This window comes from Camelimonas sp. FR25, from assembly GCF_059740505.1.
The window spans coordinates 15467-27622 of record NZ_JCAWFG010000087.1 but is presented as its reverse complement, the minus strand read 5'-3'; the positions used below and the strand labels follow the sequence as shown (position 1 = coordinate 27622).

The 12156-nt window shown below is 67.4% G+C and carries 12 protein-coding genes; 5 read left to right on the top strand and 7 right to left on the bottom strand.

From position 1 onward, the window contains the following. Positions 1-52 precede the first annotated feature (52 nt). Together AC6A67_RS12515 and AC6A67_RS12510 are read right to left on the bottom strand one after the other, a co-directional pair. Positions 53-1315: an efflux RND transporter periplasmic adaptor subunit gene (locus AC6A67_RS12515; protein ID WP_498036883.1), complete on the bottom strand. Its 1263-nt coding sequence runs from the start codon at positions 1313-1315 to the stop codon at positions 53-55. 95 nt (positions 1316-1410) lie between these two features. After that, on the bottom strand, positions 1411-1977 hold the full coding sequence (locus AC6A67_RS12510) for a TetR/AcrR family transcriptional regulator (protein ID WP_498036882.1): 567 nt from the start codon (positions 1975-1977) through the stop codon (positions 1411-1413). 845 nt (positions 1978-2822) lie between these two features. Between AC6A67_RS12510 and AC6A67_RS12505 the strand changes: the two genes are divergently transcribed. The 3 genes from AC6A67_RS12505 (at position 2823) to AC6A67_RS12495 (ending at position 4936) form a co-directional block, all read left to right on the top strand. Then, positions 2823-3851: a YiiG family protein gene (locus AC6A67_RS12505; protein WP_498036881.1), complete on the top strand. Its 1029-nt coding sequence runs from the start codon at positions 2823-2825 to the stop codon at positions 3849-3851. Positions 3852-4040: 189 nt separating this feature from the next. After that, a complete protein-coding gene (locus AC6A67_RS12500) occupies positions 4041-4475 on the top strand; it encodes an Xre family toxin-antitoxin system antitoxin (RefSeq protein WP_498036880.1) in 435 nt (144 codons plus the stop codon). After that, a complete protein-coding gene (locus AC6A67_RS12495; RefSeq protein WP_498036879.1) occupies positions 4475-4936 on the top strand; it encodes an RES family NAD+ phosphorylase in 462 nt (153 codons plus the stop codon). The genes AC6A67_RS12500 and AC6A67_RS12495 overlap by 1 nt, the downstream gene beginning before the upstream one ends. A 43-nt stretch (positions 4937-4979) precedes the next feature. On the opposite strand, the gene AC6A67_RS12490 is transcribed toward AC6A67_RS12495, so the two are convergent. The 3 genes from AC6A67_RS12490 to AC6A67_RS12480 all read right to left on the bottom strand — a co-directional run bounded on the left by AC6A67_RS12490 (position 4980) and on the right by AC6A67_RS12480 (position 7858). Next, the gene (locus AC6A67_RS12490; RefSeq protein WP_498036878.1) at positions 4980-5522 is read right to left on the bottom strand and encodes a hypothetical protein; all 543 of its coding nucleotides are present in this window, start codon (positions 5520-5522) and stop codon (positions 4980-4982) included. An 81-nt stretch (positions 5523-5603) separates the two neighbouring features. After that, complete coding sequence (locus AC6A67_RS12485; protein WP_498036877.1) at positions 5604-7163, bottom strand: class I adenylate-forming enzyme family protein; 1560 nt, start codon at positions 7161-7163, stop codon at positions 5604-5606. Between the two features lie 182 nt (positions 7164-7345). Further along, complete coding sequence (locus AC6A67_RS12480; protein ID WP_498036876.1) at positions 7346-7858, bottom strand: YbaK/EbsC family protein; 513 nt, start codon at positions 7856-7858, stop codon at positions 7346-7348. 109 nt (positions 7859-7967) lie between these two features. Between AC6A67_RS12480 and AC6A67_RS12475 the strand changes: the two genes are divergently transcribed. Together AC6A67_RS12475 and AC6A67_RS12470 are read left to right on the top strand one after the other, a co-directional pair. Further along, the gene (locus tag AC6A67_RS12475) at positions 7968-8903 is read left to right on the top strand and encodes a pirin family protein (RefSeq protein ID WP_498036875.1); all 936 of its coding nucleotides are present in this window, start codon (positions 7968-7970) and stop codon (positions 8901-8903) included. Positions 8904-8955: 52 nt separating this feature from the next. After that, a complete protein-coding gene (locus AC6A67_RS12470) occupies positions 8956-9240 on the top strand; it encodes a GNAT family N-acetyltransferase (RefSeq protein ID WP_498036874.1) in 285 nt (94 codons plus the stop codon). 83 nt (positions 9241-9323) lie between these two features. On the opposite strand, the gene AC6A67_RS12465 is transcribed toward AC6A67_RS12470, so the two are convergent. Further along, entirely contained in the window at positions 9324-10256 is a 933-nt protein-coding gene (locus AC6A67_RS12465) for an MBL fold metallo-hydrolase (RefSeq protein ID WP_498036873.1), read from the bottom strand. 207 nt (positions 10257-10463) lie between these two features. Beyond that, positions 10464-12110: an AMP-binding protein gene (locus tag AC6A67_RS12460; RefSeq protein ID WP_498036872.1), complete on the bottom strand. Its 1647-nt coding sequence runs from the start codon at positions 12108-12110 to the stop codon at positions 10464-10466. Positions 12111-12156 lie beyond the last annotated feature (46 nt).

Sequence of the window (12156 nt, the reverse complement as noted above, 5' to 3'; positions counted from 1 at the left end):
ACAGGCGTCAGGCGAAGCTCAGGGCGATGGGCGGGGGCGGCGATGGGCTGCCTTAATGAGACGTCGACCGGCGGTCTGGCTGCGGCTCGCGCGCCGCGGATTTGACCGCAGGCGCGGGGTCCGGCGTACGGGTCTGTCGGACGCGCACCGCGTCGCCGTCGCGCAGAAAGCTGCCGGCCTGGGCGACCACCATGTCGCCGGGCGCCAGCCCTTCGCGGATCTCCACCTGGTCGCCCTCGGTGATGCCCGTGCGCACGGCGCGCTCCCGCACCACGCCATCCTGCACCACCAGCACGCGGCCCTCGCCTGGGCCACTGAACGCCACGGCCTTGACCGGCGCGGCGACCCCGTCGCTGCGCGCCAGCTCAATCCGGCCGGTGGCGAAGGAGCCGATGCGCAGGCGCGGATCGGCCGGCAGGCGCACCCGCACCTTGCCGAGCCGGGTGGCGCGATCAACTTCGGGATAGACCGCCCGCACCGTGCCGCTGAAGCTCTGGCCGCCGGCCTCGACCGTTGCCGGGGCGTCGGCGCGGATTTGCGGCAGCGCCGTCTCCAGCACCTCGCCTTCAAATTCGATCTCGCCGCGCGCGATGAGCCGGAACAGCGGCTCGCCGCCGGCGGCGACATTCATGCCGAGCCGGACGGCGCGGCGGCTGACTACTCCTGCCTCGGGGGCGCGAATCTGGGTGCGGGCGAGACGCAGCTCCAGCTCGGCCAGCATGGCGCGGGCCTGGGCCAGCTCGGCCTCAGCAGCGGCGAGGCCGCTCCTGGCGTGGGCCAGCCGGCCTTCGGTCTGACGCAGGGTGGCGACGCGCCCCTCCATCACCGCCGCCGTGGTGTTGCCGCCCTTCAGCAATGTGCTGGCGCGCTCATAAGCCAGCTGCGCCTCGGTATTGGCGGCCTGGGCCTGGGCGATATTGCTCTGCGCCTGGGGGATGGCGGCGGCGGCCCGCGCCACCACGGCCTGCTGCTGGGCGATCTGCCGATTGATCAGCTCCGCCGACAATTGCGCCAGCACCTGGCCCTTCTCGACCCGGTCGCCCTCCTCCACCAGTACGGCGATCACCTGCTGGCCATCGATCTCTGGCGCGACCAGAATCTCGTCGCGCGGGATCAGCGAGCCCGTCGCCACCACGGACTGCACCAGTGGGGCCCGGTCGACGGTGACGACGCTGACCAGCGGCGCGCGGGCGGCGGCCCTGTCGTCCTTCGGCGCGTCGTCGCGCGCCATGGCCGCGCTGATCAGGCCAGATGGGGCAAGCAGGACCATGGGCACCATGGCTGCGCCCAACAGCAGCAGACAGCGCTGCGCCATGCCAGCTGCCGATGCGCGCTGGCCGCCGCGCCTTGCTGCAGCGTCAGGACGAAGACGGGAGCCCAGCAGGCAGGCCTGCGCGACGCGAAAGAAGTTCATGCCTGATGCTGCCTGCTCATTGCGATGAGACGTTGACGTAAAGCGGGAATATCCGGGCCCGGGGCGTCGGCAGGGGCGCGCAACGCCGCCCCCCACGCCCCATCCGCCGCCATACGCAGGATTTCGAAATATGGATCGCCGTCTGTGGCGGCGTGACGCGCCAGCATGGCGTTGAAGCGCAGGCCCAACGCATGGGCGGCGGCGGGCTCGGCCAGCGCCGCCACATGCAGCGCAGCGTAATGCCGCGCCGGCGCGTTCTGCAGATTACCAAGGCTGGCGGCGATATAGGCGCGGGTGAAGCGACCAGGCGCCATCGGCTCCTGCGCGAGCAGCGCGTCGATCTCCTGCTCGAACTGCCCGGTGAGATCGGCGACCACCGCCTCAGCCAGCGCCTGCTTGTTGGGAAAGTGATGGAAAAAGCCGCCCTTGGACACACCAGCAGCTTCAGCCACCGCCTGAACGGTGACCGCCGAAAGGCCATGGGCGAGCGCCAGCCGGGCGGCGTTGTCCAGCAACGCCCGCTTCACCGCATCTGGCTGCTTCTTGCGTTTTGTCGCGGCCATGGCCGGTCATCTCCCTCGCACGTGGCGAGGATGTATGCACGGCGCCCCCTGACCTTCAATACCGACCAGTTGGTATCTTTCGTCGAGGAGGGGTTCACTCTGGCTTCCTGCTGACGGACGTCAGACGCCGCGCCCCCCGGCGCAACGCCGGCCGCCCTAGCCGATAAAGATCATTGACAGCGCCCCCAACAACAGGATGATCCCGACGATGATGCTGAGCTCGCGCATATCGTGACTCATGTTCCCCCCGCTTCTGACCAGAACGCGTCACGTGCCCCCGCACGTAGACCGTCTTGCCAGGCGCCCCGCGACAGCCACGATTACCCGGACACAGCGCGTGATTGGCGCATCAGTATTATTGTAGCTACCGACCGAAAAGTATTGCTGATTTCGCATGACTAATCTGGAACGGCGCGCCAGAATTGACCGCCAGATCAGCCGCCTTCACAACCATCAAGACCAAATGCATGAAGAAAATCCGCCATGTCCGCGCAGCGAATGCGGCGAATATGCGCGTCGTTTCATGGCATTGGCCGCCAGAGCCACGAAAAACTGTTAGCAGCAGCCATGCGCGCCACACAAACCAGCCGAGCGGCGGGCACCGCGACGACCGACGCATCAGCCAGGCTGACGGCACGCTGCGCGGGCAAGCTTGAACGGTGCTTTTACTGATATTGCAATGGCTTGACCTCGACCAAACGCCGCCGCGCGGCGCCGGATTTGTGAGTAGCCATGCGACCTGGGCATGGATAGTGGCTTGTCCATACCGTTCGCCTGGGCGGCTCCAGGTCGCGGCCACGCGATGCGTTTCTGGCGAGCGGCGCATAGACACATGGAGCGTTACGGTGACATTTTTGCGTGCAACGAGGGTTCCCCTGATCAGCCGCCATCTGCCTGGCGCGACGCTGGGCGTCGCCCTTGGCCTGGGGGCCAGCCTCGCCCCTGCGCTCACGCCGGTTGCGTGGTCAGCGGCGCAGGCGCAGTCGCCATTGGCAAAGCCGGCAGCGCCTGCTGGCGCGGCGACGAAACCGCCAGCCGATGAGGCGGAGACCCGCGCGCTGATCAGCAAGCTCAACGCTTATGTGGCGCTGATGAACCGCACCATGCGCGCTTCGGATTCAGTCAATCGCTACGCCAGCTGGGTCAATATGCGCACCGGCCCGACCGGCAAGGAGCGCGTGATCTATGGGATGTATTCGCTCTATGACGTGCGCAGTGAAATCGGCAAGGCGAAGGACGCTGTGGCCGAGGAGCCGAAGCTGACCGAACTTGATGCGGCGATGCCCGATTACATCGCCGCCTATGAGGCGCTGGCGCCCGTGGTGGCCGAGGCCGAGCGTTACTACACGCGCAAGGACTACACCGACGACGCCATGGCTGGCGGCAAGGCGCTGCACGCCCGACTGGCCCCGCTAATCGAGACTTATCGCAAGGAACGCGCCCGCGCCGACGCCCTGCTGGGGGCCGAGAAGGCGCGCGCCGATCTGGCGGAGCTGGCGCTGATAGAGCAGACTGAAGGGCGCACGGCGCGCTGGCACGTCGCCAATGTCATGCTGCACGCCCGCCGCGTCGTCGACCTGTTTCCATCCCAAAACCAGCCGGTGATTGCGCTGCCGCCCTTTGAGCAGGCCATCCAGAGCTACGCCGCCACCGTCAAGGACATGGACGCCTATGCGGCGGATCACCCCAATGCGTTCTTCGTCTTCGCCTCGCGGCCCGGCGATTTCCTCGGCAAGCTGCGGTCATTCCGGGAGAAACTGCAGGCTTCCAAAGGCGACGTGCGCAAGGGCGCCGCGCGCGACCTCGAATGGCTGGTGCGCGACTACAACATGATGGTCTCCACGGCGCGCAACGCCAACCAGTTCAACCGCTAGCGGCAGGCCCCACAGGCACGCTGAAGACGCCGCCTTCGCCGCTTGTTCGGGCGCGACGCCGCGCCCGATCATGACTGCCTGGCAGGAATACCAAGTTTTTCATACGCTTGCGAAACCGCCTGGCCCAGCCTTACGCTTGCAATTCGGCAATTTGCCGCTACATTAACGGCAGGTTGCCGGAGATGGATCATGTCGGGCGTTATTGCAGAAGTTGCGCGCAAGCTTGGCGGCCAGAGCGTTCTGGGCCGCGCCGTACGTTCCCAGGCCGATCTGGCGCTGCTGGTGCGCGAGCGGCTGCCGCTGCAGGCGCTGAAGGGCCTGGCCACTGCGGGGTTGACCGAGCAGGAGATTGACCGCTTCGTCATCCCCCAGCGCACCCGTCGCCACCGCGCCGCCAGCCAGCAACCGCTGACGGTTGAGGAATCCGACCGCGCCGTGCGCCTGTTGCGCATCCAGACCCTGGCCGAGGACACCTTTGACGACCGCGAGAAGGCCAGCCTGTGGCTGCGGCGGCCGCTGGCGGCGCTGGATGGCGAGGCGCCGCTCGACGTCGCCCAGACGGAAGCTGGCGCGCGGGTGATCGAGGGCTTGCTGGCGCGCATCGCCTGGGGCGCCGCCGCCTGATGGTGTTGTGGCGGCTGTCGGGCGCGTCTTTCGCCCAGTCCTTCGATGGCGGCTATGGGCTGCTATATGACGGCCGCTGGAACACCGCCGGGCGGCCCCTCACCTATTGCGCCACCTCGCCAGCCCTGTGCGTGCTGGAAAAGCTGGTGCATGTGGAAGACCCCGACCTGCTGCCGGCGCTCAGCATGGTGCGCTATGACGCGCCCGACGATCTGGCGATTGAGACCCTTGAGGTCGACGATCTGCCGCGCAACTGGCGACGCCAGGAGAGCTGGACCCAGCGTCGCGGCGATCAATGGCTGGGCGGCGGCGCCACCCCCCTGCTGCGCGTTCCCTCGGCCATCGTCCCCCTGTCGGGCTCGCCCGATATGAATGTGCTGATCAATCACCGACATCCTGACGCTGCCCGCATCACCATCGCATCCGTCGAGAGCTTTATCCTCGACGTGCGCCTGTTCTGACCCGCGCCTGGCCCTGGCTGGAGGCGGCGCGCCGCGTCCCTGGCTATTGCAGCGCGCATAATTGCCGGAAGCGTTCGACGCGCGGCCGGTCAGCGGCGAGACGAAAGCTGGCGTCGCCGGCGGCGCCTGCGTCGAAACGCACCTCCTCCGCCGCCAGCAACTGGCGGAAGGTTGCGATGGCCTCGTCGCCGTTCATGAACAGATATGCGTCGCTGGAACCCATGCGCCGGCTGAGCCGATGGACTGGCGCCTGGGTGGTGATGGCGACGCGCAAGCCGTCAGGCGGGATCGCCGCGCCTTCGCCGAGTTGCAGCACCGCCCCAAGCGCCGACGGGTCGGCGACGCGGCACGACAGCGCCAGCATGCTGTCGCGGCCATCGGCTTGGCGTTGCATCACCGTGAGGCGGTGGCGATTGGCGTTGGCCCGGCCTGGCACATCGACCTGCAGAAACACCCGTGTCGGGTCCTGCGCCTGCGCCGGCCCGTCCATACCGCCTGCCATCGCCAGCACGCCAAACGTCAGCACGCCACACGCCACAGCGCACGCCCGGCGCAACCGGGCGCGCCCGTCGTTTCTGATACCCATCGCCTTCTCCCAGCCCACGGCGTGCTCCGCCACGCAGCACGCGACAGCCCTGAGCATGCCGCCGGGGAAGGAAGGTGCAATTCAAGCTGTCGCGACCTCGCCTTTCAGCACGTCCTCCAGCTCGTGGCGCTTGATCTTGCCGGTGGTGCTGCGCGGCAGATCGGCGTCGGCGACGAAACGCACCCGCTTGGGCAACTTGTAGCCGGCGATCTTGCCCCGACACATGGCGATCACCTCTTCGCCGGTCAGCTCCTGGTCATTGGCCACCACGAACGCCACCGGAACCTCGCCCCAGCGGGCGTCGGCCTGGCGCACCACCACCGCCTCGGCGATGCGCGGCGAAGCCAGCAGCACCCGCTCGATCTCGGCCGGATAGATGTTCTCGCCGCCGGATTTGATCAGATATTTGCGCCGGTCAACGAACTCCAGCCCGCCATCCGGATTGCGCACGAAGACATCGCCCATGTGGAACCAGCCGCCCTGGAAGTCCCTGGCCTCGGGCACGCGCCAGTAACCGCTGAACAGGGTGGGGCCACGAAACGCCAGCTCACCAGGCTCGCCGTCGGCCACATCCTGGTCATCGGGATCGACCAGACGGATCTGGCACAGCGAATTCTGCTGCTTGGGCAGACGCGCCGGCGCATGGCCAGGCGGCAACAGGTTGCGGCTGGCCGGCGGGCTGCCGGTTTCGGTGGAGCCGAAGCTGTTGATGTAAGGAACCTGCAACAGATCGGTCAGCTCGGCGATCTGCTGACGCGGCACCAGATCCGCCATGCAGCCGACGCTGCCCAGCCGCGCCGGTCGCTGGCCGGTAGATTTCAGCTCGGCCAGGATCTGCTCCACCGTGCCGGGCATCACCTGCAGCCAGCCAATGGTCTCGCCCGCCGCCGCCGCGACAATCACCTCGGGCTGAAAGCCATCGATCACGATCACCTTGCCGCCGGTGATCAGCGTGGCCAGCATATTGTCGGTGGAGACCATGTGGAACATCGGCGCCCAGGCGATGAAGGTCGCTCCGGCGATAAAGGTGCCGTCGATTTGACCCACCAGCGCCCGCGCGATCATGGCGCGCTGGCTGATCACCGCGCCCTTGGGCAGACCAGTGGTGCCGCTGGTGTACAGAATGACGAGGCCATCCTCCGGCTCGGCCACCCCGGCGGGCGGCTCGTGATCACTCTGGCCAGCGAGGGCGCGCTCATAGGCCTCGCCAAGCACCAGCGTCTCGCCGCCATCGCAATCGAACCCCGCCAGCATGGTGGCGTGGCGCTCCGAAACCAGCGTCAGCCGCGGGGCGACCAGCGACAGGCAGTGTTCCAGCTCCTCCTGGGCGAGCCGCCAGTTCTGACAGGCGACGATCAGCCCGAGCTTGGCGGCGGCCAGTTGCAACTCGATATATTCAGGGCAGTTCTCGGCGAAGATCGCCACGCGGTCGCCACGCACACAGCCCTTGCCGAGCAGCCAGTGCGCCAGCTGGTTGACCCTGGCGTTGAGCGCCCCATAGCTGAGCACCCGCGCGCCGTGCTGCACGGCTGGACGCTGCGCCCCGCGCGCCGCCTCCGCCACGAACAGATCGCCCAGCGTCAGGCCAGCCCCCATCAGGGCCAGCGGCCCGCCATAGGGACGCGCGCTTGCCATATCCATCGTCGTTCTCCCGGTGGCCGCCTGGCCGGCGGCGCTTGTGATTTGTGATATCCTTTATCTGTAGCGCGCCGCCATGCGCCTGTCATGGTGCTTCCATGACAAAGCCGCCCACAACGGTGCGGGCGGCTGGCAAGCGACGCGTTAAAAGGCTGGGCCTTGTTTTCGTGTTTCGGGCCGCGCGCCTAGCCGGCGGCGGCGGCCTCGCCAGCTGTGTCCACGCCATCCGCCGGGCTGATCGGCTGACAGACATCGACCCAGGTCGCGCCAGTGATGGCGGCCAGCCGGTCGGGGCTCAGGCGCACGGCGCTGTCGATGGAGCCGGCGGCGGGCGCCACCTCATCAAAGGCCTGCAAGGACACGTCGCAATAGACTGGCAGGGGCTGGGCGAGACCGAAGGGACAGACGCCGCCCACGGGATGGCCGGTGAGGGCCTCCACCTCGGCCAGGTCAAGCATCCGCACCTTGCCGCCAAACGCCTCGCGCGCTTTGCGGTTGTCGAGCCGGGCGTCGCCGCGCACCACCACCAGGAACACGTCGTCGCCCTTGCGCAGCGACAGGGTCTTGGCGATGCGGGCTGGCGGCAGCCCGAGCACGGCCGCCGCCTCGGCGACGGTCGCCGTGCGCTGGCCGGTTTCGATAACGGAAATGTCTGGCGCTTTCTCGGCGAGAAACGCCTTGACGCTTGCAAGGCACATTACGCACTCCATTATGGACGCAAGGTCATCGCCCGCTGCGCGCCAGCCTGTCAATGCGCGGCGGTCGGGATGCAGGCGCGCGGCGCGCCGGATGCAAGGGAGACATCACATGAGCTGGAACCCGGCGCTGACGCCAGGCTGCCCCGACGCCCTCGGCATGGACAGCATCGAGACCCTGATCATCCCGCGCGCCCGTGATCTCGGCGGCTTTGAGGTGCGCCGCGCCCTGCCAGCGCCGCGCCGCCAGATGGTCGGCCCGTTTATTTTCTTCGACCAGATGGGCCCCGCCGAGTTTCTCACCGGCGGCGGCATCGACGTGCGCCCGCACCCGCATATTGGCCTTGGCACCGTCACCTATCTGTATCGCGGCGAGTTCCACCACCGGGACAGCCTCGGCACCGAACAGCCGATCAAGCCTGGCGAGGTCAACTGGATGGTGGCCGGCAAGGGCGTCACCCATTCCGAGCGCACCGACGCGGAAACCCGCGCCAATCCGCACAAACTGTTCGGCGTGCAGACCTGGATGGCGCTGCCCGAGCAGCACGAGGAGGTGGCGCCGTCTTTCCAGCACTTCGGCAAGCCCGATTTGCCGACCCTTGAGGATGGCGGCGTCAAGGCGCGGCTGGTGCTTGGCACGGCCTTCGGCGCCAGCGCTCCCGCCACGCTGTATTCCGAAACCTTCTACCTCGATGTGGCGCTGGAGCCAGGCGCGCTGTTTCCGCTGCCCGACGATCACGAGGATCGCGGCGTCTATGTGATGGAGGGCGTTGTGAGCATCGCCGGCCAGGATTTTGAGGCCGGGCGCATGATGGTGTTCCGGCCTGGCGATCTGATCACCATCGCCGCCGGCCCCCAGGGCGCGCGACTGATGGCGCTCGGCGGCGCCACGCTGGGCGGGCCGCGCTATGTGTGGTGGAACTTCGTGGCCTCGTCGCGCGATAAGATTGAGCACGCCAAGGATGAGTGGCGCGCCGGCAAATGGGGCGAAGGCCAGTTCGACCTGCCGCCCACCGACCGCGACGAGTTCATTCCGCTGCCGGATTGAGCGCCGCTCACGGCGGATTGCGCCGCGCCGGGTTGAGGCAAGGGAGAGCATTATGGCTGACGCCGCCGAGATCACCGATAACGCCGCCGCCGGACGCTTTGAGATGCCGACCCCGGCGGGGCTGGCCTTCATCAGTTACCGCCAGGCCGGCGACATCGTCAGCCTCGACCACGCCGAGGTGCCAACGGCCCTGCGCGGCTCCGGCCTCGCCAGCCAGTTGGTGCTCGGCGTGTTCGACATGCTGCGCTCCAGCGGCCGCCGCATGATCCCCCGTTGCGGCTATGTCCGCGCCGTGGCGCAGCGCCATCCGGAATATAACGACATCCGGGCCCAATAGGGCGAGGCGCGCCACGCTGGCGAAGCGAGACGGCGCACGGGCTTAACCAGAACCCGGTGCGTGATGCTCACCGGCATTTGGTATTACGCCAAGCGATAAAGTCCCGCCTCTTCCGCCTTCACCCGCCCGTCAGCGACCATCTCTTCCAGATGCATGGCGATGGAGCGGGCTTCGACGCCATCGACCCAGCTCTCGGTGACATGGGCCGGATAGAGCAGCCGGCGTTTGGCCATCTGGGCGATGCTCTGCGGCCCGTCGGCGAGCATGGCCAGCAATTTGTGTTCACGCGCGTCGAGGCGCGCCGCATAGGCGGCCAGATCGGCGTCGAACCGCTCCCGCTCGGTATAGACGCCCTTGTGGTGGAAGGTGATCCAGGTGGTGGCCGGAATGTCGGCGACGGCCTTGAGGCTCTGGCGGAACTGACTGAGGCTGCCATTGGTGTCGCCGTAATAGGGACCGAAGGTGCTCAGATCGATGTCGCCGATAAAGGCGACGCCCACAGGGTCGACCAGCAGCGCGCAATGGCCGGGGGTGTGGCCGGGTAAATGAATGGCGCGCACGGTGACGCCGCCACCCAAATCCCAGCTGGCGCCATCCTGATAAGGGATGGCGTCTGGCGTCGGCTGGTAGTGGAACTCTTCCTCAAAGCGCTTGCGGGTCTCCTCGCGCTCCGCGCCCTCATAGCCGAAGGCCCCGGCGAGGCCATCCCAGCTCTGGATGGCGGCAAGGTCCGCCTCATGCACATGCACCGGCTTTCCGGCCAGCAGATGCAGGCCGGCCATATGGTCCTCGTGCACATGGCCAAGGATGCACAGATCGGCGTCATTGAACGCGGCGCCAATATAATTGGCGCTGATGGGCGAATCGAACACCGCCACCGCATCGGCGCCGCGGACAATGACCTGATTGCCGTCGGGATATTTGCCGTTCTTGTCGCCAAAGAACACGGTGACCGGCCCAAAATCCGCCCGCGCCAAAGCCGGACGGTGGTGTTGGGCCGTGTGTGCGCCGCTCATCATGCTCTCCCTGCCGCATTTCGTTGTGGCGGTTTCAGTCCGCCATCCTCGGCCAGACACCTGGACGAGGCCCTGGCAGGATGCAAGCCTTTCCGTCGTACGGTCATACCAGGATGCGAAGATGCTGACGCATCCGCATCCTGAAATGCTCAGGCGCCATACTGGCCTGGCCAGAACCCCATGAGTCACGCTCATCGGGTTCTGGCATCAGCCGCGCTTTTTCTGCGCCCGCAGATCAATCGCGCCAGGGGCTGCCCGTGGGTCGGCGCCAGCGGCGAACAATTCGCCCTTTTGCACCTTTTGCGTGCTGGTTTTGGGCAGCTCACCCAGAAACAGCACCCAGCCCGGCGGCTTGTAATAGGCGAGCCGCTCATTGGCCCAGGCGAACAGCGCTTGCGCCAGCGCCTCGCCGGCCTGTTCGGGATGGCGTGGCACGATGCAGGCGAACACCTCCTGTTCGCGGAGCTCATCGGGCGCGGCGATCACCGCCACCTCAGCCACATCGGGATGGGCCAGCAACGTCGCCTCCACCTCGGCGGCGGCGATGTTCTCGCCAGAGCGGCGGATGATGTTCTTGTTGCGGTCGACGAAATACAGCATGCCAGTATCGTCCTGGCGCACCACATCGCCAGTGTGGAACCAGCCGCCGCGCCAGGCTTCCGCCGTCGCCTCCGGGTTCTTGAGATATTCGCGGAACATGCCGAGGCGTGGGTTGTCGCCGCAACGTCGCACCAGCAATTGCCCCTCCTGCCCCACCGGCACATCGACGTCGTCGGCGTCAACGACGCGCGCGTCCATGTCGAGGCCCGGGCGGCCCAGCGGCCGGCCGAAGGCGCGGGTGTGGATCATGCGCGGCTCGCTGTCGGCGACAAAGCCGCCGCCGGTCTCGGTCATGCCCCACAATTCGATCAGCGGCACGCCAAAGCGTTCCTCGAACGGGCCGTGAATCTCCGGCTCCACCCCGGCGCCGAGCATGAAGCGCAGGCCATGCGCCGTCTCCTCCGGCGTTGGCTCCAGCTTCATCAGCATGCCGGGGATGACGCCGAGGTAATGGGCGATGGTCGCCTTGCTGTCGATCAGCTCGCGCCACCAGCTATGGGGGTGGAAGCGGTCTGGCAGGATCAGGCAACCGGCGGTGGTCAGCCCGGCCATGAAGCTGAACACGCCGGCATTGATGTGGAACAGCGGCAGCGGATTGTAGATGCGTTCTTCGCCGATGCGATATTGCGCCATGCCGGTGTTGTTGCGGCACATGCGCCCGACGCCGACGTAATACTGGTTGTCGGCGACACAGCCCTTGGGCCGCCCGGTGGTGCCGGAGGTGTAATACAGGCAGGTTTCCGTCGACAGCCCAGGGACGCCCGCCGCCGCCGGCGTGCGCGCCGCAGGAAATGGCGCGTCGGAGCTGACGTCGGCCAGCGCGGGCGGCGTGGCGCACAGCTCCAGCGCCCGCTGCGCCTGGTCCAGGCGCTCGGGCAGCGCGACCAGCAATTGCGCCTCGGCATGTTCGAGCAGATAGCGCATCTCATCCGGGCGATAGTCCGGGTTCACCGGCGCCAGCGAGACGCCGAGACTGTTCAGCGCCAGAAAATGGAAAAAATGCTCGGGCCGGTTCTCCAGCAACACGGCGACCCGGTGGCCCATGCCATAGCCAGCGGCGCGGTAGCGCGTCGCGAGCGCCTCAACAATCGTCCGGGTTTCGCCATAGGTCCAGGAGCGGCCCTCGGGCAGATAGGCGCGGCTGGCCAGCGGCCCGACAGCGAGGAACGGCAGGTCGGGACAGGCGGCGGCGACCGCCGTGAAGATGGCGCTGACGGTTGGGCCTTCGAGGGCCTCTGGGGGGATGTGGTGCATGCACAAAGCTCCGTTCCAGCGCGGACCTTGCCCTTGCGCGGGAAGC

Excerpts from the sequence above, each read along its gene's own strand:
- AC6A67_RS12485 (WP_498036877.1), bottom strand. The coding sequence starts at position 7,163 with ATGGATATGGCAAGCGCGCGTCCCTATGGCGGGCCGCTGGCCCTGATG.
- AC6A67_RS12470 (WP_498036874.1), top strand. The coding sequence starts at position 8,956 with ATGGCTGACGCCGCCGAGATCACCGATAACGCCGCCGCCGGACGCTTT.
- AC6A67_RS12515 (WP_498036883.1), bottom strand. The coding sequence starts at position 1,315 with ATGGCGCAGCGCTGTCTGCTGCTGTTGGGCGCAGCCATGGTGCCCATG.
- AC6A67_RS12460 (WP_498036872.1), bottom strand. The coding sequence starts at position 12,110 with ATGCACCACATCCCCCCAGAGGCCCTCGAAGGCCCAACCGTCAGCGCC.
- AC6A67_RS12475 (WP_498036875.1), top strand. The coding sequence starts at position 7,968 with ATGAGCTGGAACCCGGCGCTGACGCCAGGCTGCCCCGACGCCCTCGGC.
- AC6A67_RS12500 (WP_498036880.1), top strand. The coding sequence starts at position 4,041 with ATGTCGGGCGTTATTGCAGAAGTTGCGCGCAAGCTTGGCGGCCAGAGC.
- AC6A67_RS12490 (WP_498036878.1), bottom strand. The coding sequence starts at position 5,522 with ATGGGTATCAGAAACGACGGGCGCGCCCGGTTGCGCCGGGCGTGCGCT.
- AC6A67_RS12465 (WP_498036873.1), bottom strand. The coding sequence starts at position 10,256 with ATGAGCGGCGCACACACGGCCCAACACCACCGTCCGGCTTTGGCGCGG.
- AC6A67_RS12510 (WP_498036882.1), bottom strand. The coding sequence starts at position 1,977 with ATGGCCGCGACAAAACGCAAGAAGCAGCCAGATGCGGTGAAGCGGGCG.
- AC6A67_RS12480 (WP_498036876.1), bottom strand. The coding sequence starts at position 7,858 with ATGTGCCTTGCAAGCGTCAAGGCGTTTCTCGCCGAGAAAGCGCCAGAC.
- AC6A67_RS12495 (WP_498036879.1), top strand. The coding sequence starts at position 4,475 with ATGGTGTTGTGGCGGCTGTCGGGCGCGTCTTTCGCCCAGTCCTTCGAT.